This is a genomic window from Streptomyces sp. MRC013, from assembly GCF_023614235.1.
Classification (GTDB): domain Bacteria; phylum Actinomycetota; class Actinomycetes; order Streptomycetales; family Streptomycetaceae; genus Streptomyces.
On sequence record NZ_CP094264.1, the window covers coordinates 4777941 to 4802420 of the forward strand.

Annotated in this window: 18 protein-coding genes and 3 pseudogenes; 13 read left to right on the forward strand and 8 right to left on the reverse strand. The window is 75.2% G+C overall.

Going from position 1 to position 24480, the window contains the following annotated elements:
• Positions 1-60: 60 nt before the first annotated feature.
• Positions 61-267 (reverse strand): DUF5999 family protein, encoded by a 207-nt coding sequence (locus LUW75_RS21720; protein ID WP_284453857.1) that lies wholly within the window; start codon positions 265-267, stop codon positions 61-63.
• Positions 268-556: 289 nt separating this feature from the next.
• The gene (locus LUW75_RS21725) at positions 557-1150 is read right to left on the reverse strand and encodes a hypothetical protein (RefSeq protein WP_250337107.1); all 594 of its coding nucleotides are present in this window, start codon (positions 1148-1150) and stop codon (positions 557-559) included.
• 485 nt (positions 1151-1635) lie between these two features.
• On the opposite strand from LUW75_RS21725, the gene LUW75_RS21730 reads away from it, so the two are divergent.
• Both LUW75_RS21730 and LUW75_RS21735 read left to right on the forward strand, forming a co-directional pair.
• Positions 1636-3156, forward strand: coding sequence for a glutamate-cysteine ligase family protein (locus tag LUW75_RS21730; RefSeq protein WP_250337108.1), 1521 nt, complete (start codon positions 1636-1638; stop codon positions 3154-3156).
• Positions 3157-3247: 91 nt separating this feature from the next.
• Positions 3248-4054, forward strand: a complete 807-nt coding sequence (locus tag LUW75_RS21735; RefSeq protein WP_250337109.1) for a CPBP family intramembrane glutamic endopeptidase — start codon at positions 3248-3250, stop codon at positions 4052-4054.
• A gap of 51 nt (positions 4055-4105) precedes the next feature.
• Here LUW75_RS21735 and LUW75_RS21740 read toward each other — a convergent pair whose 3' ends face one another.
• Complete coding sequence (locus LUW75_RS21740) at positions 4106-4912, reverse strand: PhzF family phenazine biosynthesis protein (protein WP_250337110.1); 807 nt, start codon at positions 4910-4912, stop codon at positions 4106-4108.
• 464 nt (positions 4913-5376) lie between these two features.
• Here LUW75_RS21740 and LUW75_RS21745 point away from each other — a divergent pair, with 464 nt between their 5' ends.
• A complete protein-coding gene (locus tag LUW75_RS21745; protein ID WP_250337111.1) occupies positions 5377-6360 on the forward strand; it encodes an EamA family transporter in 984 nt (327 codons plus the stop codon).
• Positions 6361-6456: 96 nt separating this feature from the next.
• Here the strand turns inward: LUW75_RS21745 and LUW75_RS21750 are convergent, their stop codons facing one another.
• Positions 6457-7161: a pyridoxamine 5'-phosphate oxidase family protein gene (locus tag LUW75_RS21750; protein ID WP_250337112.1), complete on the reverse strand. Its 705-nt coding sequence runs from the start codon at positions 7159-7161 to the stop codon at positions 6457-6459.
• A 35-nt stretch (positions 7162-7196) separates the two neighbouring features.
• Here LUW75_RS21750 and LUW75_RS21755 point away from each other — a divergent pair, with 35 nt between their 5' ends.
• Positions 7197-8531 carry an aminotransferase class I/II-fold pyridoxal phosphate-dependent enzyme gene (locus tag LUW75_RS21755; protein WP_250337113.1) on the forward strand — a complete coding sequence of 445 codons (1335 nt, stop codon included), beginning with the start codon at positions 7197-7199 and terminating at the stop codon, positions 8529-8531.
• A gap of 15 nt (positions 8532-8546) precedes the next feature.
• Here LUW75_RS21755 and LUW75_RS21760 read toward each other — a convergent pair.
• A pseudogene (locus LUW75_RS21760) lies at positions 8547-9542 on the reverse strand (DMT family transporter); the annotation flags it as partial.
• Between the two features lie 74 nt (positions 9543-9616).
• On the opposite strand from LUW75_RS21760, the pseudogene LUW75_RS21765 reads away from it, so the two are divergent.
• A pseudogene (locus LUW75_RS21765) lies at positions 9617-10521 on the forward strand (LysR family transcriptional regulator).
• A gap of 55 nt (positions 10522-10576) precedes the next feature.
• Here the strand turns inward: LUW75_RS21765 and LUW75_RS21770 are convergent.
• From LUW75_RS21770 to LUW75_RS21780, 3 genes are all read right to left on the reverse strand, one after another.
• The gene (locus LUW75_RS21770) at positions 10577-12694 is read right to left on the reverse strand and encodes a S9 family peptidase (RefSeq protein WP_250337114.1); all 2118 of its coding nucleotides are present in this window, start codon (positions 12692-12694) and stop codon (positions 10577-10579) included.
• A 193-nt stretch (positions 12695-12887) separates the two neighbouring features.
• A complete protein-coding gene (locus tag LUW75_RS21775; protein WP_250337115.1) occupies positions 12888-14276 on the reverse strand; it encodes a hypothetical protein in 1389 nt (462 codons plus the stop codon).
• Positions 14277-14352: 76 nt separating this feature from the next.
• Entirely contained in the window at positions 14353-15630 is a 1278-nt protein-coding gene (locus LUW75_RS21780) for an MFS transporter (protein ID WP_250337116.1), read from the reverse strand.
• A gap of 824 nt (positions 15631-16454) precedes the next feature.
• Between LUW75_RS21780 and LUW75_RS21785 the strand changes: the two genes are divergently transcribed.
• The 8 genes and pseudogenes from LUW75_RS21785 (at position 16455) to LUW75_RS21820 (ending at position 24440) form a co-directional block, all read left to right on the forward strand.
• Positions 16455-17384 carry an acetaldehyde dehydrogenase (acetylating) gene (locus tag LUW75_RS21785; protein WP_250337117.1) on the forward strand — a complete coding sequence of 310 codons (930 nt, stop codon included), beginning with the start codon at positions 16455-16457 and terminating at the stop codon, positions 17382-17384.
• Complete coding sequence (gene dmpG / locus LUW75_RS21790; protein WP_250337118.1) at positions 17381-18394, forward strand: 4-hydroxy-2-oxovalerate aldolase; 1014 nt, start codon at positions 17381-17383, stop codon at positions 18392-18394. Before LUW75_RS21785 ends, dmpG begins: the two co-directional genes overlap by 4 nt.
• A gap of 42 nt (positions 18395-18436) precedes the next feature.
• On the forward strand, positions 18437-19303 hold the full coding sequence (locus tag LUW75_RS21795) for a cupin-like domain-containing protein (protein WP_250337119.1): 867 nt from the start codon (positions 18437-18439) through the stop codon (positions 19301-19303).
• A complete protein-coding gene (locus tag LUW75_RS21800) occupies positions 19303-20556 on the forward strand; it encodes an 8-amino-7-oxononanoate synthase family protein (protein WP_250337120.1) in 1254 nt (417 codons plus the stop codon). Before LUW75_RS21795 ends, LUW75_RS21800 begins: the two co-directional genes overlap by 1 nt.
• Positions 20553-21422, forward strand: a complete 870-nt coding sequence (locus LUW75_RS21805; protein WP_250337121.1) for an HpcH/HpaI aldolase/citrate lyase family protein — start codon at positions 20553-20555, stop codon at positions 21420-21422. Before LUW75_RS21800 ends, LUW75_RS21805 begins: the two co-directional genes overlap by 4 nt.
• Positions 21419-22443 (forward strand): annotated as a pseudogene (locus LUW75_RS24400) (ornithine cyclodeaminase family protein). The gene LUW75_RS21805 and the pseudogene LUW75_RS24400 overlap by 4 nt, the downstream one beginning before the upstream one ends.
• Positions 22430-23791 (forward strand): hypothetical protein, encoded by a 1362-nt coding sequence (locus LUW75_RS21815; RefSeq protein ID WP_250337122.1) that lies wholly within the window; start codon positions 22430-22432, stop codon positions 23789-23791. The pseudogene LUW75_RS24400 and the gene LUW75_RS21815 overlap by 14 nt, the downstream one beginning before the upstream one ends.
• 85 nt (positions 23792-23876) lie before the next feature.
• Entirely contained in the window at positions 23877-24440 is a 564-nt protein-coding gene (locus LUW75_RS21820) for a MaoC family dehydratase (protein WP_250337123.1), read from the forward strand.
• Positions 24441-24480 lie beyond the last annotated feature (40 nt).

The window sequence follows — 24480 nt, forward strand, 5'->3', positions numbered from 1 at the left end:
CGTACCGGCCCGGCGCCGTCGCGCCGTGCCCGGCTCGTACGGCCGGGGCGCCGAAGCGGGTTAGGCGGCCCTGGCGACCCGCGCCGCCGCCGGGGGCCGGTGCGGTGCGATGACCTGCCCGTCCGGCAGCAGCTCGCCCGTGTCCTCGAAGAGGAGGACGCCGTTGCACAGCAGGCTCCAGCCCTGCTCCGGGTGGTGCGCCACGACACGGGCGGCTTCCCGGTCGGGGGAGTCGGCGGTCGGGCAGGATGGCTGGTGCTGGCACATGGCTGGGTTCTTTCGCTGCGGTGTGGAGTCTGTTCTGCGGCTCGACGCGGTGTCCATGGCCGCCCCCCGTCTTCGATCGGTGCCTCCCAGTGTTGCCCCGCGAACCTGTTTCCGCAGGGATTTCGCGGCGCACCTCCCCTCGTCGGAGGGCGGATCACCCGCGTGGGTGGTTCGACACAACCCGCCTGTGCTTCCGGGTGGTTCGACCGGGTCACGGTGGACTAGCCCGAACGGGCCAGGAGGCGCGCGGCGGTGCCACGCGCCCCGGTGTGCGGTGTGCGGCCCGGCGTCAGGCCGTCGAGCCGAGCAGCGGTGGCGGCACGAGCCGGACCGCGAGCCGCGGCAGCAGGTCCGCGACGCGGTGCGGGCGGTGCGCGGCGATCCCGGGTGGCGCGGGCGCCAGCGGGATCAGCACGTCCGCCGGGTCGGGCGGCCCCCCGGCGGGGTCGGCGTCCGGATCACCGTGCAGCCACAGCGTCAGCATGTACAGCTCGGGCACCGACAGCAGGCGCGGCTGCCACGGCGACGCCGACATCTCGGCCTGGCGCAGCGCCCGTTCCGTGGAGGCGAGGTAGGGGCCCTCGAAGAAGTGCGAGAAGGACCAGCCCCCCGCCGTGCGCAGGACGTCCGCGGCGGCCAGGCTCACCTCCCCGCCGCGGATCAGGAACCTCCACCCCGCGAGCCGGGTGACGGGCGCGCCCGCCGTCCCGTCGGCCGGCGCGGTGACGCCGAGGACGTGGACGGGGAGCGGCAGTTCCGCGCTGAGCGGCCCCTGGACGGAGCGCAGCGCGGGGGTGCCGGCCTCGCGGAGGGCGGGGGATCCGAGGGCCGCGAGGACGCTGTGCAGGACAGGCGCGGGGGCCTGGGAGACGTGAAGCGGCATGGTGGGTCGCCTCTCAATCAAGAGACAGGAGGGGTGGAGCGTTGCGTGGGTGCGGGCGGCGCTGTCGGCGGCGGGGCCGTGGAGCTCCGGGGCGCCATGCCGGGGCGCCAGGTCTCAGCCTCGTGGACGGAGTTTATACGACAACTGTTCACGCGGTGTTTCCGCTAACCGCTTCCAATAACTCCGTCAAGGCTGCAACCCGCCTTGGGTTCGGGGCATTTTCCGCTGAATCATCCCCAGGTCCGAAGCCGCTGCCTGCGATGTCGCCCTCCGATGGACGGCTGAATCCCGTCGGCTTTTTCCACCACACCGCCCGGCGAGATCTGCTAGTCGTTCCATGCCTCCGGAATGTGCCGGACGGCCGACCGCGCCAGTCTAGTGGCGAAGCCCTCGTCGCGGGGGCGTTACGGATCGGCCGGGCGGGGCATCATCGTCCCTGACCGAGCGGCGACGCCGCGTGCCGCCCACTCGAGAGGGATGCTTCGATGGGGGAGAAGGTCGTGGCAGCCAGGTTCGACCTGGCCGATCGGCAGAGGTACCGCAGGAAACTCCGAGACTGCCTGGAGGCGCTGGGGCGACTGCTCGCGGAGAAACGGTTCGACCGCCCCAGAAACCTGATGGGGCTCGAGATAGAACTGAATCTCGCAGGCGCCGACGGACTTCCCCGGATGATGAACACGCAAGTTCTGGAGCGTATCTCCAGCCGGGATTTCCAAACGGAACTCGGGATGTTCAACCTGGAAGTGAACGTCGCCCCCCACCGGCTCGCCGGGCACGTTTTCTCACAGCTCGCCGAGGAGCTGCGGACGGGCCTCGGATACGCCCACCGCAAGGCCGAGGAACTGGGCGCCGGCATCGTGATGATCGGCATCCTCCCCACTCTCACCCATCGAGACGTGGACCTCGTCAACCTCTCGGACGTCGACCGCTACGTACTGCTCAACGAGCAGGTCGTCACCGCTCGCGGCGAGGACTTCTCACTGGAGATCGAGGGCGTGGAGCGGCTCGGCTGCACGGCCGCCTCCATCACGCCCGAGGCCGCCTGCACCTCGGTCCAGCTGCACCTCCAGGTCACCCCGACGCGCTTCGCCGACGTGTGGAACGCCGCGCAGGCGGTCGCCGCCGTGCAGATCGCGACCGGCGCCAACTCGCCGTTCCTCTTCGGCCGCGAGCTGTGGCGCGAGACCCGGCCGCCGCTGTTCCAGCAGGCGACGGACACCCGCCCGCCCGAGCTGCAGGCCCAGGGGGTGCGGCCGCGCACCTGGTTCGGCGAGCGGTGGGTGGAGTGCGCGTACGAGCTGTTCGAGGAGAACCTGCGCTACTTCCCGGCGCTGCTGCCGCTCTGCGACGACGAGGACCCGCTGCGCGTCCTCGACGACGGCGGCGTGCCCTCGCTGCGGGAACTCGTCCTGCACAACGGCACCGTGTACCGCTGGAACCGTCCCGTGTACGGCGTGGTGGACGGCGTTCCGCACCTGCGCGTCGAGAACCGCGTCCTGCCCGCCGGGCCCACCGTCGACGACGTCGTCGCCAACGCCGCCTTCTACTACGGGCTCGTGCGCGCCCTCGCCGAGGACCCCCGTCCGGTGTGGAGGCGGCTGTCCTTCGCCGACGCGTCCGACAACTTCGACACCGCCTGCCGGTACGGCATCGACGCCGAACTGCGCTGGCCCCGCCCGGGGCGCGGCGGCGTGGCCGCGGTGCCCGCGGTGAAGCTCGTACGGGACGAACTGCTCCCGCTCGCCGCGGCCGGACTGGACGCGTGGGGCATCGAGCCCGCCGACCGCGACCGCTGCCTCGGCATCATCGAGGAGCGCTGCCGCCGACGCTTCAACGGTGCCTCATGGCAGGTCGAAACGTTTCATCGAGCCCAGGAGGCGGGCCTCGACCGGGAGGCGGCGCTAGCCCACACGACGCGCCGCTACCGGGAGCTGGCGCTGGCCGGCGAGCCGGTCCACACCTGGCCCGTGGACCCCCCGGGGCCGTACGCGCGGCGCGTCCGCTGAGGGCGCCGGTCCCTCCCGGGGGACCCCTCCGAGCGCCGCGCGCGGACGTCGGGCAAGCTGGACGGCGCGGGATCCACGAGGGGAGGCGCACGTGCGGACGGGTGCGGAACGGACGGCCGGTGCGGCCGCGGCGCCGGCGGTGGGCGGGTCGCAGCGGATCCTGCGGGCCGAGACGCTGATCGTGCTGGCCCTGTCGCTCGGAGCGAGCGCGGTCTCGTCCCTGATCAGCTTCACCGGGGCGCTGACGAGGCCGGGCGGGCTGAAGGACCAGGCGGCCACGCTCAACGGCTCGTACGCGCCGGGCCGCCCGTGGCTCGACCTCGCCTGGCAGCTGTTCTCCCTCGCCACCGCGCTCGTGCCGGTCGTCCTCGTCGCGCACCTGCTGCTGCGCGAGGGCGCCGGCCTGCGCGCGATCGGCCTCGACCGCCGCAGGCCCTGGAGCGACCTCGGGCGCGGAGCGCTCGTCGCGGCGGCGATCGGCAGCGCCGGCCTGGTGTTCTACCTGGTGGCGCGGGGGGCCGGGATGAACCTCACGGTAGTGCCCGAGGCGCTGCCGGGGGAGTGGTGGAAGTACCCGGTCCTGATCCTCTCGGCGCTCCAGAACTCCCTCGTGGAGGAGGTCGTCGTCCTCGGCTACCTGCTGCGCAGGCTCGGCCAGCTGGGCTGGTCGCCGGCGGCGGCGCTCGCGGCGAGCTCGGTGCTGCGCGGCTCGTACCACCTGTACCAGGGCGTCGGCGGGTTCCTGGGCAACCTGGCCATGGGGGTCGTCTTCGTCCTGCTGTACCGGCGGTGGGGGCGGGTCGGGCCGCTCGTCGCGGCGCACGCCCTGCTCGACGTCGTGGCCTTCGTCGGGTACGCGCTGCTCGCCGGCAGGGTGGGGTGGCTGCCCACGGCGTGACCTGGGAGGAGCCCGCGCCCCGGAGCCCGGCGGCGTGCCGCCCGCCGGCACTCAGACGCGCAGCTCCCCCTCGATGACGGTGACCGCCCGGCCGGTCAGCAGGGTCCGCTCGCCGCGCAGCGCGGTGCGCACGACCCCGGTGCGGCCTCCGCCCTGCAGCCCGGTCAGCTCGGAGCGGCCGAGGCGGGCCGACCAGAAGGGGGCCAGCGCGGTGTGGGCGCTGCCCGTCACCGGGTCCTCGTCGATGCCCAGGCGCGGGAAGAAGCAGCGTGAAACGAAGTCGTGGCCGCGCTCCGGGTCCGCGGCGGCGGTGGCGATGACGCCCCGCTCGGAGAGCCCGGACAGCGCGGGGAGGTCCGGCGCCAGGGTCCGTACGGCCTCCTCGTCCCGCAGCTCGACCAGCAGGTCGCCGACGTGGGCGGCCGTGTCGTGGACCGAGACAGCCTCCGTGCCGAGCGCCTCGCGGAGTCCTTCCGGAGGGTCGACCGGGGTGAGCGTGGAGGTGGGGAAGTCCATCGTGATCGTGCCGTCCCCGGCGGCCTCCGCGGTGAGGATGCCGCAGCGCGCGGCGAAGCGCACGGTGCCGGTGGCCCGGCCGGTGGCGTGCAGCACGTGGGCGGTGGCCAGCGTGGCGTGCCCGCACATGTCGACCTCGGCGACCGGGGTGAACCAGCGCAGCGCCCAGTCGGCGTCGCCACCGGACGGGAGCGGGTGCGCGAAGGCCGTCTCGGAGAGGTTGACCTCCGCGGCGACCGCCTGGAGCCACCGGTCGCCGGGGAAGGCGTCGAGGAGCAGGACACCCGCGGGGTTGCCGGAGAAGGGGCGGTCGGTGAAGGCGTCGACGATACGGATGTGCATGGGCACGACCGTAGACGGCCGGGGAGGACGTGGGCCAAGGCCAATCCGCGGGGGCTGGACCGGAAACCCGCCCGGCCCGCCCGGCCCGCCGGGGACGTCCGCGGAGAGGCTCACGGAGGCGCCCCCGTGTCCCGGGGAGGCCGGGTCCCGGGTGCGGGAGCACCGGGAGCCCGCCGGGCCGGCCCGGAGCGGCGCCCCCCACGGGGGGCCCGGCGCTCCGGCTGGTCGCCCGCCGCGGCCGTGGCGCCGGAGGAGGCGCACGCCCGGGCGCGGGGACGGGGCGGACCGCGGGCCCGCCCGCTCGACCCGCTCGCCGCGCCCGCCGCCGCCCCCGGCTGCCGGGCCGCGCAGGTACCGGCCCGCGCCGGCGTCGACGGGACGCGGCTGGCCGCCCGGCTGGAACACCCGTCTCAACAGGCGTGACCGCCTTCACGCTCCTGACGGCGCCCTGTCATGATGTGGCGATGCACGCGTCTCAGGTGAGAAGCGCCGGCCTGGGACTGGCCCTGGCCTCGGCGTTCGCATTCGGCGGATCAGGCGTCGCGGCCAAGCCGCTCATCGAGGCGGGGCTCGACCCGCTGCACGTGGTGTGGCTGCGGGTGGCGGGCGCCGCGCTCGTCATGCTGCCCGTCGCCTGGCGCCACCGCGACCTGCCGCGCCGCGAGCCGGCCCTCCTCGCGGGCTTCGGCCTCCTGGCCGTCGCGGGCGTCCAGGCGTTCTACTTCGCAGCCCTGTCCCGCATCCCCGTCGGCGTCGCCCTGCTCGTGGAGTACCTCGCGCCGGCGCTCCTCCTCGGCTGGGTCCGGTACGTGCAGCGCCGGCCGGTGACCCGGGCCGCCGCCCTCGGCGTCGTCCTCGCCGTCACGGGCCTCGCCTGTGTGGTCGAGGTGTGGTCCGGGCTCGGTTTCGACGTGCTCGGCCTCGTCCTCGCCCTCGCCGCCGCCTGCTGCCAGGTCGGCTACTTCGTCCTGTCCGACCGGGGCGGTGACCGGGCCCGGCCCGCCGCCCCGCTCGGCGTCATCGCGTACGGACTGCTGGCCGGTGCCGCCGTCCTCACCGTCGTGGCCCGCCCCTGGAACGCGGACTGGCGGGTGCTCGCCGGCACGGCCGACCTGGACGGCACGGCCGCGCCCGCCTGGCTGCTGGTCGGCTGGATCGTGCTCGTCGCGACCGTGGTCGCCTACGTCACCGGGGTCGTCTCCGTGCGCCGGCTCTCCCCGCAGGTCGCCGGGGTCGTGGCCTGCCTGGAGGCGGTCGTCGCCACCGTCCTCGCCTGGGTCCTGCTCGGCGAGCACCTGGCGGCACCGCAGATCGCGGGCGGCGCGCTCGTCCTGGTCGGCGCCCTCATCGCCCAGTCGTCCGCGCCCGGGGGCGCCCCGGGCCCCGCCGGGGGCTCCGGCCCCGCGGCGGCCGGCGAGCGTCCGCCCGCCCGCGGGGCCGCCGCGTAGGGTCCGCCGGCCACCGCTCGCCGCGGGCGGCTCCTCCCCGCGGGATCCGGCCCGCCGCGCCTCCGGGGGCGCCGCGGGAGGTGGCGGGCGGCTCCCTCAGAGGGCGGCGAGGTAATCGGGCAGGGCGACGGACGGGTCCAGCGCCTCGTCGGGGATCGCCGTGCCGTACCGGGTGGTCAGCGGGACCACCCCGGCCCAGTGGGGGAGCGACAGGTCCTCGGGCTCCTCGTTGACACCGCCGGTGCGGACCTTCGCCGACACCTCCGCCAGGTCGAGGCGGAGGACGGCGGTCGCGGCCAGCTCCCTGGCGTTGGCGGGCCGGGAGTCCGCCGAGCGGCCGGGGACGACGTGGTCGACCAGGGCGTCCAGCGCGCCCCGCTTCTCGTCCGGGTCCGTCACCTGGCGGGCGGTGCCGTGCACCACGACCGACCGGTAGTTGACCGAGTGGTGGAACGCCGAGCGGGCCAGCACCAGTCCGTCGACGTGCGTCACCGTCAGGCAGACGGCGAGGCCCGGGTCGTCGCCGGTGCCGCCGTCCGCCATGCGCAGGGGCCGCGAGCCCGTCGAGCCGTGGACGTACAGGCGCTCGCCGACGCGCCCGTACAGCGTCGGCAGCACGACGGGGCGGCCCTCGCGGACGAACCCCAGGTGGCAGACGTACGCCTCGTCGAGTATCGCGTGGACCAGCTCCCGGTCGTACGAGGCCCTCGGGCGGCCGCGGGTCGGGACGGTGAGGTCGGTCGGCTCGTACGCGCCCCGGGTCCCCGGCGCCCGGGCTGCGGACGTGGCGGTCTCCGGCATTGCGGCCTCCATTGTTCTAGTACATAATGGTTTTTGTGCTAGGAGAATATAGGATCAGTGGGCGCCGTGCATCGGAAATCGCGGCCAGCGTGGAGCGCGGCGTCGGCTCGGGCGACCTCCGGCCGGGCCGGTCCCTGCCGCCGGTCAGGGAGTTGGCGGTGGAACTGGGGGTCAACCCGAACACCGTCGCGTCCGCCTACCGGACCCTGCGGGAACGGGGCGTCATCGAGACCGCCGGGCGCCGGGGGAGCCGGGTGCGGCCCCGTCCGGCGACCACCGCGCGGGACGCCGTCGGAGTGGAGGCTCCCGAAGGGGTGCGGGACGTGGGCCGGGGCGACCCCGATCCGTGCCTGCTGCCGCGGCTCGGCCCGGCGCTGGCCGCCGCCGCGCGCCGCGAGGACGCACGGCACGTGATGTACGGGGAGCCCCCGGTGGACGAGGACTTCGCCCGGCTCGTGCGCGCCGCGCTGGACGCCGAGGGGGTGCCGGCCGGGCCGGTGGGCGTGGCCGGTGGCGGGCTGGACGCCGTCGAGCGCGTCCTCGCCGCGCACCTGCGGCCCGGTGACGCGGTCGCGGTCGAGGACCCGGGATGGGGCAGCGTGCTCGACCTCGTGCCGGCGCTGGGGCTGCGGGTCGTCCCGGTCGGGGTCGACGACGACGGGCCGATGCCGGGCGACGTCGAGCGGGCGCTGCGGGACGGGGGCGCGCGGGCGGTCGTCGTCACCGCCCGGGCGCAGAACCCGACGGGCGCCGCGGTGGGCGCGGAGCGGGCCGCGCACCTGCGGGAGGTGCTGGGCCGCCACCGGGACGTGCTGGTCGTCGAGGACGACCACGGGCACGGCGTCGTCGATGTGCCGCTCCACCCGCTGGGCGGGGTCACCGACCGGTGGGCGCTCGTCCGGTCGGTCGCCAAGGCGTACGGGCCGGACCTGCGGGTCGCCGCGTTCACCGGCGACGAGACCACCGTCGACCGGGTCCTCGGCCGGCAGCGGCTCGGTCCCGGGTGGGTGAGCCGGCTGCTCCAGCGGACCGTGGTGCACCTCTGGGAGACCGGTGCCGTCGACCACGGGGCGGTGGCGCGCTCGTACGGGGAGCGGCGCGACGCGCTGGTCCGGGCGCTGGGCGAGCGGGGCGTCGGGGCGCACGGACGCAGCGGGATGAACGTCTGGGTGCCGGTGGCCGACGAGACGGGCGTGGTGACGCGGATGCTGCAGGCCGGGTGGGCGGTCGCGCCGGGCGCGCGGTTCCGGCTGGTGTCGCCGCCCGCCGTCCGGCTGACCGTGTCCGGTCTGTCGGGCGCCGACGTCGAGCCCCTCGCCGCGGCCGTGGCGGCGGCGACGGGGCCCGCGCCGGCACGCTCCTACCGCTGAGCCCCCTGCCGCCCCGCGCGGGCGGCGGCGGGGCGTGCCGCGGCGGCTCTGCGTGAGGGCCGCGCCCGCCAGCACGATCACCGCGCCGACCGGGGTGTTCCAGGTGAGCCGTTCGCCCAGCAGCGTCACCCCGGCGGCCGTGGCGATGACCGGGATGAAGTACGTGACCATCTGGCCCGTCGTCGGGCCGACCTCCGAGACGATGCCGTACTGGACGAGCATCGCGAAGCCCGTGCCCAGCGCGCCGAGCGCGACCACCGCCAGCAGCGGGCCCGGGGGGAACGCCGTCGGCAGGTCGGTGAACAGCGGCGTCACGAACGCCAGTTGCGCGGTCGCGAGCATCAACTGCGCACCGGTCAGGGACAGGTGCGACTCGTCGCGGCCGGCCAGCGTGCGGCGCACGTAGATCCAGCCGACCGGGTAGCTCAGCGAGGCGAGCAGGGCCAGCGAGGTCCCCCTCACGTCCACCCCGGAGAAGCCCTGCCAGGCGCCGAGCACCGTCAGGACGCCGACGAAGCCCAGGCCGAGGCCGGCGACCCGGCGCCGCGTCGGACGGTCCTCGGAGAGGGCCACCAGGGACAGGGCCATGCCCCACAGGGGCGAGGTGGCGTTGCAGATGCCCGCCAGGGTCGACGAGATCGTCAACTCGGCGAAGGCGAACAGCGAGAACGGCAGGGCGTTGAGGAAGAACGCCGCCACCGCCAGGTGCGCCCACGTCCGGACGCCGCGCGGCGGCCCCGTCCGGCGGACCGCCATGGCGGCGGCCAGCACCAGCGTGCCGAACAGCAGCCTCCCGAACGTCACCTGCAGCGGCGCGTAGGCCGCCGTGCCCACCTTGATCAGCAGGAAGCTGAAGCCCCACACGACGGCGAGCACCGCGAAGCGCACCCGCCAGTCGACGCGCGGCGCACGGGCGGGCACCGGGACCGGCGCGGCGGCGGCCCCGGCGTCGGGTGCCCCGGGGGTCGCGGGTGCCCGCCGAGGGGTTCGGGACGGGGTCGCTGCGTTCATGGCGACCAGCCTGTACCGTGGAACTTCTTAGGACAAGTGAGATTTTCTTTTTCAGTTTGGTTAGCATCTCTTACATGTTGAACCTGGAGCGCCTGCGGACCCTCGACGCCCTGGCCCGGCACGGCTCCGTCAGCGGCGCCGCCGAGGCCCTGCACGTCACGACCTCCGCCGTCTCCCAGCAGCTGGCCAAGCTGGAGCGCGAGGTGGGCCAGCAGCTCGTGGCGAAGAACGGGCGGGGCGTGCGCCTCACCGATGCCGGGCGGCTGCTCGCCGACCACGCGGCGCGCATCCTGTCGCAGGTGGCGCTCGCCAAGGCGGACATCGAGGCCCAGCGCGGCCGGGTGGTGGGGGAGGTGCGGCTGGCCGGTTTCCCGACCGCCGTCCGCGGCCTGTTCCCCCGCGCCATCACCACCCTGCGGACCCGCCACCCCGAACTGCGCGTGCGCAGCAGCGAACTGGAACCCGAACACGGCATCCGCCGCGTCCTGAGGGGGACGTGGACCTCGCCGTGGTGCTGGACTGGAGCAACAAGCGCCTCCCCGTCCCCGGGGGGCTCGCCCACGCCGTCCTCCTGGACGACGCGGCCGACGTGGCCGTGCCCGCCGGCCACCCGCTCGCCGGACGCGCGGAGGCGGACCTGGAGGACTTCGCCGACGACGACTGGGTCTCCTGGCCGGAGGGCGAGTTCTGCCACGACTGGCTCGTGTTCACCCTGCGCTCCAAGGGGATCGAGCCGCGCATCGCCCACCTCGCCGGCGAGCACCACACGCAGCTCGCGCTGATCCGGGCCGGTCTCGGCGTGTGCGTCGCGCCCCGGCTGGGCCGCGGGCCCGTGCCCGAGGGCGTCGCGCTCGTCCCGGTGCGCCGGCAGACGCGGCGCCACATCTACGCGGTGTGGCGCACGGACGCGGACCGGCGCCCCTCCGTCAGGGCGGCGGTGGAGGCCCTGCGCGAGGCCGGCGCCGCCGTCGAGGGCTGACGGGCCGTCCCGCCCCCTCCACGTGGGGCGGGACGGGACGGGGACGGCGCGCCGGTCACCCCCCGAGCGACCTCCGGAGGAACTCCGCCTCCAGCCGCAGCTGGTTGGCGACCACCTCCTCCCGGGTGACCAGGTGCGCCGCCCCCGGCAGCGGGAGCACCGTGTGGGGCCTGCCCGCGGCGAGCAGCGCGGCGGACAGCCGGAGGGTGTGCGCCGCCACCACGTTGTCGTCCGCCAGCCCGTGGACCAGCATCAACGGCCTGGTCAGCCGGTGTGCCCGCCCCACCAGCGAGGACCGCTCGTAGTTCCCCGGCTCCACGTCCGGGTGGCCCAGGAACCGCTCCTCCCAGTGGGTGTCGTACAGCCGCCGGTCCGCGGGGGCGCCGCCGGCGACCGCGGCGTGGAACACGTCGGGGCGGTCCAGCACGGCCCCGATCGCCAGGTACCCGCCGTACGACCAGCCCCGCACCGCCACCCGCCCCAGGTCGAGGGCCGGGCACCGCTCCGCCGCCGCGTGCAGCGCGTCCACCTGGTCCTCCAGCGCGGGCCCCAGCCGGTCGCCGCGCACCGCCACCTCCCAGTCCCGGCCGCGCCCCGGCGTGCCGCGCCCGTCGGCGATCAGCACGGCGAACCCCTGCTCGGCGAACCACTGCGCCACGGCGCTCCACCAGCCGTGCGCCCGCACCGCCAGCCGCACCCCAGGCCCGCCGTAGGGGCTGAGCAGCACCGGCAGCCGCGCCCCGGACGCCGGGTCGTACCAGGACGGCAGGTGCAGGTGGGCGCGCACCGCCCGTTCGCCCAGCGACAGCGGGAGGGCGCGGGGCCGTACCGCGGGGGTCTCGGCGAGGACCGCGATCCGGCCCGCCGGCCGCCCGCCGCGCAGCACCGGCACGGAGCGGCCCCCGCACGTCAGGGCGTCCAGGACGAGCGTGTCCCCGCCGACCGCGGCCGTGTGCACCCCCGGCTCGCCGCTCAGCCGCCGGAACGCCGGGCCGCCGCCCCCGGGGTCGTACACCCACACGTGGCTCTCCGTCGGCTCCTCGCCCCCGGTGAGGTAGACGCGCTCGCCGACCGCGCCCAGCACCTCCCGCACCTGCAGGCCGGCCGGCGAGACCACCTCGCCGACGCGTACCGCGCGCGTCCCGTCCCGGACGTGCGGGACGACCACCGCCCCGGAGGCGGTGCGCAGCGGCGTGCCCGGCACGAGGGCCACCCACGCCTCGTCGTGCCTCACGTCCAGCGGCCGCACGGCGCCCGTCGCCGGGTCGGCGGCGAACAGCGCGACCGTGCGCTGGTCCCGGGTCTGGACCTCGAGGTACGGGCCGTGCGCGTCCCAGCCCGCCGCCGTGACGTACTCGAAGCGCCGGTCCGTCCAGACGCCCTCCGGGTGCTCCCCGGGGTCCGCCCCGGCCGGCGGGCGCACCGCGGTGCGGCGTCCGTCCAGGCCCACGACGTGGAGGGTCACCCCGGCGTTCGCGGTGCCCGCCGCGGGGTAGCGCAGGACGCGCGGCGGCCGGGCCGGGTCCGCCGGGTCGGCCAGGTACCAGCGGGCGACGGGCGCCTGGTCGACGCGCGCCACCAGGAGGGCGTCCCCGTCCGGCGACCACCAGTACCCGCGCCGCCGGCCCATGGACTCGGCCGCCGCGTGCTCCGCCAGCCCGTACGTCACGTCCGGCGCCTCGGGCACGGCCAGCGGCCGGTCCCCCGTGCCGTCCGTCCCGACCACGCGCAGGGCGCCGCCGGTCACGTACGCGACGAGGGAGCCGTCCGGGGAGGGGCGCGGGTCCACGGCCGGGCCCGCCGCGGGGACGGGCCACGGCTCCCCGCCGCCCGTGCGCACCGCCCACAGGGCGCCGCCGAGGGCGAACACCGCCAGACGGGCCGCCCGGTCCGTCGCGTACGAGGTGATCCCCGAGGACGTGACGCGGGCCCGCTCCCGCCGGACCCCCTCCTCCTCCGGGAGCGACTCCTCGCCCGGCCCGCCGAGCGCGGCCGGGTCGGCCAGCAGCCGCTCCGCGCCGTCCTCGAACAGCCACAGCCGGCTCACCGGGTCGGTACCCGACCCGGTCCGCACGAAGAGCACCCGCGCGCCGTCCGGCGAGACCGTGAACCGGCCCGGCAGGCCCAGGGAGAACCGCCGGGTGCGTGCGAAGACATCGGGGAAACCGGCCACCGCCGGCGACGGCGAGGGCGCGGAAGGGGGCGCGGGCGGGGGAGGTACGGGGGTCACGCGGGGACCGCGGCAGGGCCGGCCGTCCACGGGCCCCCGGGCGCGCGGCCCGTGGACGGCCGGGTGGCCCGGGGGGCGACCGGCCGGAACGCCGCCGCGCGGGCGCCGCGCACCCGCCGCGGACCGGGGGCCCGCATCAGCGGTCGCCGCCGTGGAAGACGCAGCCGACCAGTGCGCCGCTGCCCATGGCGACCACCCCGGCGTCCGGATCGGCGCTGGCCCGTACGAAGCCCCCGGCGTACCCGTCGTCGCCGGCGCCGTGCGCGCCCAGGTAGACGCCCCAGTTGGGGAAGAGCTCCCGCACGCCGCCCGCGCCGTCGGGGAACGGCTCGGCGACGGGGCGGACCCGGCGCTGGACCACGAACGGCCCGTCCATCGCCGAGGCGATCCGGTGCTCCCACTCGGCCGCGTCCACCTTCCAGCCGGCGGTGATCCCGTTGCCGCCGTGCAGCAGGGTCGGCTTCAGGATCAGCTCGTCCCGGTGGGCCAGGGCGTGGGCGAGCAGGTCGACCTCGGTGCCGCCGGGGTCCGTGACGCGCGGGCGCACGTACCGCGTCCAGGGCAGGAGCCGGTCGAGGCAGGCCAGTTCGGCGGCGTCGAACAGGTCGCGGTGCCGGTCGTCGGAGAGCATCGCCAGGGTGCCCTTGTTGCCGTACAGCTCGGCGTCCAGCCGGCTGCACAGGCCCACCCGGCCCTCCTCGACCGCGGTCAGCAGCGGCTCCAGCAGGGCCGCCGCCGCGGGGTCGGCCAGGTCCTCGGCCAGGAAGTACCGGAGGACGACGTCGACGGCCCGGCCCGAGACGGTGGGGCGGCCGTTCGGGTACGTGAACTCGCCGAGGTGGCAGGCGATCCCCTCGAACCCGTGGTCGGCCAGCTTCGCGGCGAGCACCCGCAGCCGGGGCCCCACGGCGGAGAAGTTCTCCGCGGTGTCCACCACGGCGACGACCGGCGGCCGGTCGGCGGGGACGGTCGCGGCGCACTCGGCGTGCACGGTCCGCGCCATGCTGTCCAGCGTGTCCCGGTAGCGGAGCCGGTGCCGCCGTACGAACTCCCGGAGCGGCGGGTACGCCAGCATGGCCCGGTTGATGTCGGCGTTCTCGAAGCCGCCGAGCGCGCTGGTGATGTTGAACTCCAGGAGCCTGAACCCCGTGCCGTCGTGGTAGAGGTCGGCCCGGCCGAGGGGGAGGAGCACCCCGCTCCGGGCGCTGCGCGTGACCAGCGCCGACTGCAGGGGGTCCATGCCGACCGCCGCGGCCAGCGCGGCGACGCTCCCGCCGAACACCCGCTCCGGCAGCGAGCGCAGCAGCCCGTAGACGGTGTGGAGGTCGCGCACGACGGCGCGCCGCTCGGCCTCGCCGAGGAAGGCGGGGCCGTCGAGGAGCCGGCCCCCGTACGCCAGCGCGAGCGCGGCGGACTCCCGGGCGGCGGCCGCGGGACGGCCCCCCGGCGCCTGTCCGGCGAGTTCCCCGCCGTACACGTGGCCCAGCCGCGACCTGGGCGGCACGGGCGGGTTCGTGGTCGTCATCGCATGTCCTCTCCGCGGCGGGCCGCACGTACGGCGCGACGCCGGCGCACTGCCGCGCGGCGCGCCGGCCGCCCGCTCAGTCCGTGTCGGCCGGCCCCGGGGCCGGTTCGGCGCCCCGTTCGGCGCGGGTGATCCACTGGCGGCGGGCACCCGCGAGGAGCGCCACCGCGACGACCGCCATGACGGCCGCGCCGGCGCCGAACACGGCGCGGGTGCCGGCCTCGGCGGCGACGATGCCGCCGGCCGCCGCGCCGAGGGGCAGTCCGCCCCAGGCGACGAGCCGGTACACGCTGTTGGCCCGCCCGAGCAGGTGCTGGGGCACCAGGGTCTGCCGCAGGACGACCACGACGACGTTCCACGTCACCGTCCCGCACGCGAAGATCGCGAGGGCCGCGCCGGCCGCGTACACCGAGGGGACGGCGGCCAGCACCGTCTCGCTCACGGCGATCAGGGCGGCGGTGGCGACCAGCGCCCCCTCCCGGCCCAGGCGCCCGGTCAGGGCGGGCGCGAACCGCGAGGCCAGTACGGCTCCCACGGCCTGGCAGGCGAGCATGGCGCCGTACCCGAACGGACCCAGGTGGAGCACCTTCCCGCTGTGCACCACGAGCACGGCGAGCATCGCGTTCCCGGCCAGGTTGATCAGGCAGGACACCAGGGCGAGGCTGCGCAGCAGGTGGTGCGAGTACAGCCACCTGGCGCCGGCCAGCATCTCCGACAGCACGCCGGCCCTGTCGGGGGCGGGCTCGACCGGCCGGGTGCGCCGGATGCGGCTGACCAGTACGGCGGAGCACAGGAAGGTGGCCGCGTCCACCCCGAACGGCAGGACCGTCGCCACGCCGAACAGCAGCGCGCCGACGAGCGGGCCGACGAAGCCGGTGCCGGCCTCCTGGACGGCCATGACACGGGCGTTGGCGGTGGCGAGCCCGGCCTGCGGGGTGAGGAAGGGGACGAGCACCTGGGCGGCGTTGCGGCACAGGACCTCGCCGACGCCGAGCAGGAACATGCAGACGTAGAGCAGGGGCAGTCCGCCCCAGCCGCCGAGGACGCCGAGGGCGAGCACCGCGAGCAGCACGGCCCGGGCGACGTCGACGCGCACCATCATCGCGCGGATGTCGACGCGGTCGACCAGCAGCCCGGCCGGGATGCCGAACAGGATGAACGGCGCGGTGAAGGCGACCGAGGCGGCGCCGATCAGGCGGGGGTCGTCGGTCAGCCGGGTGGCCAGCAGGGGGGCGGCGGCGATGGTGGCCCCGTCGCCGAGCGAGGAGACGGCGGCGGCCCACCACAGCCGGGAGAAGTCGCGTCCCAGGCGCGGCTGGTGCGGGCGGGCCCGGTCAGTCGCCGACGTGCTCATGACACCACGCGACAGCGACGCGGCCGGCAGTCCATCGCCTCCCCCTTCGATCCGCCGCCCCGCCGCCGACGCCCCATCAGTCCGTCGCCACCCGCCGAGGCCCGTACGGTCAGGCGTACGGGATTGCCGAGGATAGTCGGCGCCCGCGGCGGCGTCGAGGGTGAAGATCGGCTCCGCCGGCGGCCGGCCGCGGAGCCCTCGCCCGGGAGGCCGGGCCGCGCGGACGGGCGCCGGGACGCGCGCCCGAAAACCGCGGGGTCCGCTCCCCCCGCCGGGGGCCGCCGCGCCGCGCGGACCGAATCCCATTCCGTCGGGAGGGGTTTGAGCCATACATTCTTCTGGTATGTTCGCCGCCGCTGGGCGCTGAACGGGCAGTCAGCAGCGGTGTCCGCAGGGGGAAGGCATGCCGTCGAGGGGGGTTCGCACACTGTGCCAGGACGCTGTTCCGTGCCCGAGAAGAATCGTTTCGGCGCCACGGTTCGCGGCCGGCCGGTCCCGGTTCTCCCGTTCTCTCGTCGCACGGCCGCGCCCCGCCTCCCCCCGCACGTCGCCTCTCGGCGGTCCACCGGCGGCGACACGGCCGGCGGCCGCACCGGAGGCGCCGTGGCCGACCAGTCGGCACACGGCCCGCAACGGGCGCACATCCCGGTGAAGCCCCGGGCGCCCGCAGCCAGGGCTGCCACGAGCAGCCGCGCACATCGAAGGGTGAGGACGACGTTCATGGGAACCTGCGAACCCGACGCGGCGAGCCGTACGGCCGGCACCCGCCCACACCTCCCGCGGCCCGCGCCGGCCCGCCGCCCGCGGCGCCCCAGGGGCGCACGATGAGTCTCGCGGCGGGCCTGGGAAGCGCCCGCCCGGACACCGCCGAACCGGCGACGGTCGCCGTCGTCGGCACCGGCGCGATCGGCCGGGACCTGGTCAGCAAGATCGACCGGTCGCCCGCGCTGGACTGCCGGCTGGTGGCCGGCCGCAACCCGGAGTCGGAGGGCCTGCGGTACGCCGAGCGCCTCGGCTACCCCACCACCGCCGGCGGCATCCGGGCCGTCCTGGCGGCCGAGCGCCCGTTCGACATCGTCTTCGACGCCACCAGCGCCGCCTCCCACCGCGAGCACTGGCCGCTGCTGGAGCCGCTCGGGACGCTGGTGATCGACCTGACGCCCAGCAAGATCGGGCGGATGGTGGCGCCCACCGTGACCGGGGTGTCGGCGACGGCCGGGCGCAACGTCAACCTGATCAGCTGCGGCGGACAGGCGTCCGTACCCGTCGTGCACGCGCTCGCGGCCGCGTTCCCGGTGACGTACGTCGAGGTCGTCTCGACCGTGGCCAGCGACGTCGCGGGCCGCGCCACCCGGCTGAACCTCGACGAGTACGTGGCGACCACCGGCCACGCCGTGACGGCGTTCTCCGGCGTGACCGACGTCAAGGCGATCCTCAACATCAGCCCGGCGGTGCCGCCGGCGACCTTCCGGACGGCCGTCCACGCCCGCATCGCCGACGCCGACGCGGCGGCGGTGCGCGCGGTGGCGGACAAGGCCGCCGAGCAGGTGCGGTCCTTCGCCCCCGGGTACGAGGTCGCCGCCTGCACCGCGGTCGGCGACCGGGTGACGATCACCCTGCAGGTCATGGCGCACAGCGACGTCCTGCCGCCGTACGCCGGAAACCTCGACATCATCAACTCCGCCGCCGTCATGGTCGCCGAGCAGTACGCGACCCGGCTGGACCGGGTGGCCGGAAGAGGAGCGACCCCGTGAAGAACGTGGTGATCCACGACCCGACGCTGCGGGACGGCCAGCACGCGGTCCGCCACCGGCTGGAGTCGACCGCCCTGCGCCGCTACGCGGAGGCGGCGGACGCCGCGCGGGTCCCGGTGGTGGAGGTCGGCCACGGCAACGGCCTGGGCGCCTCCTCGCTCCAGGTCGGACCGGCCGCGGTGAGCGACGACGAGATGCTGTCGACCGTCCGGGAGGCGCTGCGCCACAGCCGGATGGGGGTCTTCATGCTCCCCGGCTGGGGCACCTCCGACGACCTCCGGCGGGCGATCGCCCACGGGGCCGACGTCGTCCGCATCGGCGTGCACGCCAGCGAGACCTCGCTGGCCGAGCGGCACCTGGACTTCCTGCGGGACGCCGGCGCCGAGGCCCACTGCGTACTGATGATGAGCCACATGCTCTCCCCGGGCGAACTGGCCGAGCAGGCCGCGCAGGCCGTCGGGTACGGGGCGCAGGCCGTGGGGATCATGGACTCCGCCGGCCACTTCCTCCCCGCGGACGTCACCGCGCGGATCGGCGCGATCGCCGGGGCGGTCGGCACCACCCCGGTGATCTTCCACGGGCACAACAACCTCGGCATGGCCGTCGCCAACTCGGTGGCCGCCGCCGAGGCCGGCGCCCTGATCGTCGACGGCTGCGCCCGCGGCTTCGGTGCGGGGGCGGGCAACACCCAGCTGGAGGTGCTGGTCCCGGTGCTGGAGCGCAGCGGGTTCGCCACGGGCATCGACCTGTACGCGCTGCTGGACGCCGCCGACCTCGCCGAGCGCGAACTCATGCCCGCGCCGCCGGTGACCGCCTCGATGAGCATCGTCAGCGGTCTGGCGGGGGTGTTCTCCGGATTCAAGCACCGGGTCGTCGAACTCTCCGAGGCCGCCGGAGTGGACCCGCGCGACGTCTTCTTCGAACTCGGGCGGCGGCAGGCCATCGCCGGCCAGGAGGACCTGATCGTCGACGTGGTGGCGGACCTGAGCAGTTCCAGGACAGACGGCTGACGGGGCAATCGACCCGGTCTTGCGGGAGGGAGGAGAGGTGACATGGCACTACCGGACGCTGTGACCGAGTCGGGCGGGCCGGCGGGCGTGGAGGTCGCCCGCATGTCGTTCGACGAGTTCTCGGCCGTCGGCCCCCAGGGGCTGTACCGGGCCGACCGGCCCGTGGTGATCAGGCTGCCGAGCAGTGTGCAGGGGCTCGGCCGGGACGAAGTGGCCGCACGCCTGGCCGAGATGACCGTCACCCTGTTCACCGAACCGGGCGACAAGAACCACCCGGGACGCTGGGAGACGCGGGACATCAAGCTCCGCGAGTTCTTCGCGGACGAGCGCCACCTGACCGGCACGGACACCTGGCACCGGGTGGTGTCGAACATCCGCAGCAGCCCGTCCGACGTGAACGCCGTCATCGGCTTCGACGCCGAGGAGCTCTTCGGCTACGGCAACACCCTGTACGCGGCCAACCTGTGGATCAGCCACCGCGGCGTGTTCACCAAGAACCACTTCGACGAGTTCGAGAACTTCAACATCGCGCTCGAGGGCCGCAAGCGGTTCATCATCGCCCCGCCCGGCGTGCGGGACTACTACCCGAGGTCGGTGCTGCGCGGGTTCGGCGACAAGTCCGAGGTGGTCGACCTCGGCGACGTCGACCTGGAGCGCTACCCCAGGCTGGCGGCCAGGCTCGCCCAGCGCCGCGACTTCGTCCTCGAACCGGGCCACATGCTCTACCTGCCGCTCGGCTGGTGGCACCAGGCCGAGTCGCTGGACGAGATGAACATCAACGTCAACTTCTGGCTCAAGTCGAAGAAGATCCTCCGCAGGCCGCACGTGCTGGGCGTCGCCCTGTACACGTACGCCTACCGGAGGTTCAAGGGCGTCTACAGCTACCAGCCCACCGAGGTGAACTCCTGATGAGCGAGCGCAAGACCATCACCCCCACCCACCGGTACCGCAACAACGACCGGCTCGTCGGGATCGGCAACGCCTTCTGGGACATGTCCTACGAACACGGGGTCGCCGGCATCGTCGGCGACCTCCGGGACGGCGTCTTCCACATGCCCGACGGGCACGAGTTCGTCAACTTCACGGTCTGCTCCTACCTGGACCTGGACACCCACCCCAAGGTCATCGACGGCGCCGTCGCCTCCCTGCGCCGCTTCGGCGTGCTGGACCACTGCATCCCGCGCACCCGCGTCCAGACGCCGGTGCTGCTGGAGCTGGAGGAGTCGCTGGGCGAGCTGTTCGGCGCGATGGTGATCAGCGCCGTCTCCACCGCGGCGGCCAGCACCGGCCTGCTCCCGCTGATCGCGTCGGGGCACCTCGGCAACGGCACCCGGCCGCTGATGGTCTTCGACAAGAACGCCCACGTCTCGATGGCCAACGCCAAGCCGAACTGCGCCGACGAGACCGAGGTCGTGACCTGCCGCCACCACGACCTCGACTTCCTCGAGGACATGTGCCGCGCCTACGAGCGCGTCTGCTACGTGGTGGACGGCTCCGACAGCCTCGGGGGCTACGCGCCCGTCGACGAACTGGCCGCACTGCAGGAGAAGTACAACCTCCTCGTCTTCTACGACGACTCGCACTCGCTGTCCGCGTACGGCGAGCGCGGCATCGGCTACGTGCGCTCGCACTGCCCGGTGCTGGACGAGCGGACCATCACGGTGGCGACCCTGAGCAAGGGCTTCGGCGCCGGCGGCACGGCGATCCTGCTCGACGGCTACCCGCAGGAGACGCGCCGGCTCGTCGAGCGGTTCGCGGGTCCGCTGGGCTACTCGCAGAAGATGAACGCCGCCGCGGTCGGCGCGGCGCTCGCCTCGGCCGAGATCCACCGCACCGAGGAACTCGCCCTGCTACAGGGGCGCCTGCGGTCCAACATCGCGCTGTTCGACTCGCTGATCGCGACCGAGCAGTCCGGCAGCACGTACCCGATCCGGGTGGTGCCGATGAGCGACGAGACGGTCGTCGACGCCGCCAAGCAGGTCTTCGCGGCCGGGTTCTACACCTCGCCGGTGTTCTTCCCGATCGTCGCCCGCGGCACCGCCGGACTGCGCGTGATGCTGCGGGCGGGGCAGACCGAGGAGCAGATCAGGCGGCTCTGCTCCGCCCTGGTCGACGCCGGGGCGCCCCGGTCGGCCGCGCTGACCGAGCCGGCGGGCCGGTGACCGGCACCGCGCGGGCGGTCCCGCGCAGCATCCTGTACACGCCGGCCCTGTCGCTGGAACGGGTGGTGAAGGCCTGGTCGTACGACGCGGACGTGCACCTGATCGACCTCGAGGACTCCGTGCCGCCCGCCGACAAGCCGGCCGCCCGCGCGGTGTGCCGGGCCGCGCTGGAGAAGGCCCCCGAGCCGGCGAACGTCGCCGTCCGCATGAACGAGCTCGGCAGCCTCGCGGCGGTGCACGACGTGCTGATGATGGCCGACAGCCCGGTGAGGCCCGGCATCGTGGTGATGACGATGGTGACCTCGGCGACCGAGGTCGACCTGCTGCGGCGGACCCTGGCGTCCGCGGGCGCGCACCCGGAGATCTACGTGACCGTCGAGACGGTCGAGGCGGTCACCGGCATCGACGCCGTCGCGCGCTCGGCCGACGGCCTGGTGCTCGGCTCGGCCGACCTGGCCGCCACGCTCGGGGTCGACATCACCTGGGAGGCCATGCAGGCCGCCCGGCAGGCGATGGCGATGGCCTGCGCCCGGTACGGCACGGCGTGCATCGACACGGCCAACTTCCGGCTCGCCGAACCGGACGTCCTCACCGAGGAGACCACCCGGGTGCGGGCGCTCGGCTTCCACGGCAAGGCGACGGTGCACCCGGGCGAACTCGAGGTCATCAACCGCATCCTGCGGCCCCGCCCCGACGAGCTGGCGCTGGCGCGCCGGGTGGCCCGGGCCGTGTCGGAGGCCGACGGCGGGATCGCCGTCCTGGACGGCAACATGGTCGGCCCGCCCTTCGCCCGGCTGGCCCGCACCACGGTGGCGCGCGAGGACGCCTGGACGAGCCGCTTCGGCGGCGACGGCGGAACGGCATGACCGCGCCGGTGACGCTCCACGCCGCCGACATGTCCGGCGACCGGCGGATGACCCGGGTGATCGACGTGCTGGGCGAGATGTTCGCGGACCTGGCCGCCGGCCGGACGCGGTCCCCGGCCCGCACCGTCGTCGAGCACGGCGACCGGCGCGTCCTCCTGGTCAGCCCCGCCGTCTGGGAGCGTCGCGGGGCGGGCAGCGTCAAGGTCACCACCCTCACCCCGGAGAACCCGGCACGGGGCCTGCCGCTGATCCACGGGATCGTCGCGCTCACCGACCTGGAGACGGGGCGGATCACCGCCCTGCTGGACGGCGCCGAGCTCACCGCCGTCCGCACCGGCGCGGTCGCCGCCCTGGCGACCCGCTGGTGTACCCCCGGCGACGCCGACGACATGGCGGTGATCGGCGCGGGGGTGCAGGCGCGCGCCCTGGTCCGGGCGGTGGCGGCGGTACGCCCGATCCGCACCGTACGGATCCACTCGCGCACGCGCGCCGGCGCCGAGAAGCTCGCCGACCTGGTCCGCGAGACCGCCCCCGGACCGTCCGGGCGGTGGTCTGCGACACCGCGGAGGAGGCCGTCCGCGACGCGCCGATCGTCTGCACGGCCACCTCGACCGCCGACGCCGCACCCGTGGTGCAGGCGGACTGGGTGGCCGCCGGGGCGCACGTGAACGTGATCGGCGGAACCCACCCGGACGCCGTCGAACTCGAACCGTCCCTCCTGGCCGGTGCCGTGACCCTCGTCGAGGACCGGACCGCGGCGCTGGACGGCGCGGGCGAAGTCCGGGCCGCACTGGCCGCCGGACTGATCGGGGCCGAGGACCTGCACGAGCTGGGCCGGCTGGTGGGCGGCGGGGTCGCCGTCGCCGGCCGGACCTCGGTCCTGCGCACGGTCGGCATGGCCGTCGAGGACACCGCCGCCGCGGTGGCGCTGTTCGAGGAGTACCGCGCGGCCGGGCGGGAGGCCGCCGGCCCGTCCGCCGTCTCGCCGACAGGAGAAGGGGCGCCCGATGGACGCGTATGAGGACCTCGGCGCCCGGCAGGGGCACCCGTGGTTCGGCAGCCGCCGGCTGCGGCCCGCCGCACCGGCGGACACCATCCGGCGGATGCTGCGGCACGAGCTGCGGGACACCGGCTGGCCGCACCAGCGGATCCTCCCCGCGGCGCCGATGGCGATCCCGCGCACGGCCTACGCCGAGATCTTCCGGGTGAGCGCCGCACTGGTCGAGCTGCTGCGCCGCACCGCCCTGGAGACCGGCCCCACCACCGCCGCCAGGCTGGCCGCCTACCGCATGCCCGCCACCGAGGACCGGCTGTGGATCCGCGACCCGTTCCCGGAGGAGCGGTACGCCGACTGCGTGGTCCGCCCGGACCTGGTCATCGGGCCGGACGGACCGCGGTTCGTGGAGTTCAACGTCAGCGGCGCGCTCGGCGGCGTGGTGGAGACGCAGAGCCGCCTGGCGGTGTGGTGCAGGCTCCACGCCGACGAGGAGGGCCGGACCCCGTTCCGCTCCCCGAGCCCGTTCGCCGCGCGCGCCGACATGTTCCGGTCGCTCAGCCGGGAACTGGCGCTGGCGCCGCGGGTGGCCCTCGTCGGCAGCTCCCGGGTGAACGGCGTGGAGCGGCGGTACTTCGAGATGGAGGCCGACTACTACAACAGCCACGGCCTGACCGCGCGCTTCTTCGAGCCCGAGGAGCTGACGGAGGCCTGGGACTGCGCCCCGCACCTGCGCCACCCGATCGGACTGCGGAACTTCACCATCCCCGACTGGCTCGAAGCGGGCCTCGACACCGCGCCGGTCCAGGACGCCCTGGACAACGGCTGCCTGCTGGTGGGCACCCAGACCTCGACCTTCCTGCACAGCAAGCTCACCATGGGCCTGCTGTCGGAGGGACGGCCCTGGATGACCGCGGGCGAGCGCGGGTTCGTCGAGCGGTACCTCCCGTGGACGCGGATCCTCTCGGAGCGGAAGACCGACCGCGAGGGCCGGCAGGTCGACCTGCTCCCGTTCGTCCTGGACAACCGGGACCTGCTGGTGCTCAAGGCCGGCCTCGGCGAGTGCGGGAACGAGGTCGTCATCGGCCGCGAGGTCGACCGGGCCGCGTGGGAGTCCGCCGTCGGCGAGGCCGTCGCCGGCGGCACCAGCGTGGTGCAGGACTTCGTGCGGCCGCAGACCTGCCGGGTCGCGCTGGTCGCCGACGGCTGCGACGAGCCGTACGACGCCGAGGTCGCCCCGGTGCTCGGCCCCCTGCTGTTCGGCGGCCGCCCGGCCGGGCTGTTCTGCCGGTTCTTCGGCGACGGCTCCGCCGGGATCGTCAGCGTCCGGGGACGCGGGACGAGCAGCTCCGACAACGTGGTGGTGGCCGTCTGACGGCGGCGCCGCCCGCACCCTGCCCCCCGCCCCGGCGCGCCGCCCGCGCCGGGGCCTCCCAGCGACATCACCGGAGTGGAACCGCATGACCCTGCGCCGAGTCAAGGACAACGAGTACGTCGAGGAGCACGGCGGGGACTACGAGGACTTCGAGCCCGGCATGGTGATCCGGCACTGGCCGGGCCGCACCATCTCCGAGGCCGACAACACCTGGCTGACCCTGCTGACGATGAACCAGCACCCGCTCCACTTCGACCGGCACTACGGCGCCGGGGCCGAGTACGGGAAGGTCCTGGTCAACAGCGGCATCACCCTGTGCCTCGTCGGCGGGATGACCGTGCAGGCGCTGTCGGCGCGGGCGGTGGCCAACCTGGGCTGGGACAAGGTCCGCCTGAAGAGCCCCGTCTTCGTCGGCGACACCCTCTACGCGACCAGCCGGATCCTCGGCAAGCGGCTCTCCCGGTCCCGGCCGGGCCAGGGGATCGTCACGGTGGAGACGACCGGCACGAAGTCGACGGGGGAGACCGTCATCGTCTTCGAGCGGTCGTTCATGGTCCGCTGCCGCGAAGGCGCCGCCCCGCCGGAGGGGCGGCACCCCGGGGAGGGGGCGCCGTCCCCGGCGGAGGACCGGCCCGACGCCCCCCGATGACCGCCAGTCCGTTCGACAGGGGCACGGACGACGGACCGGT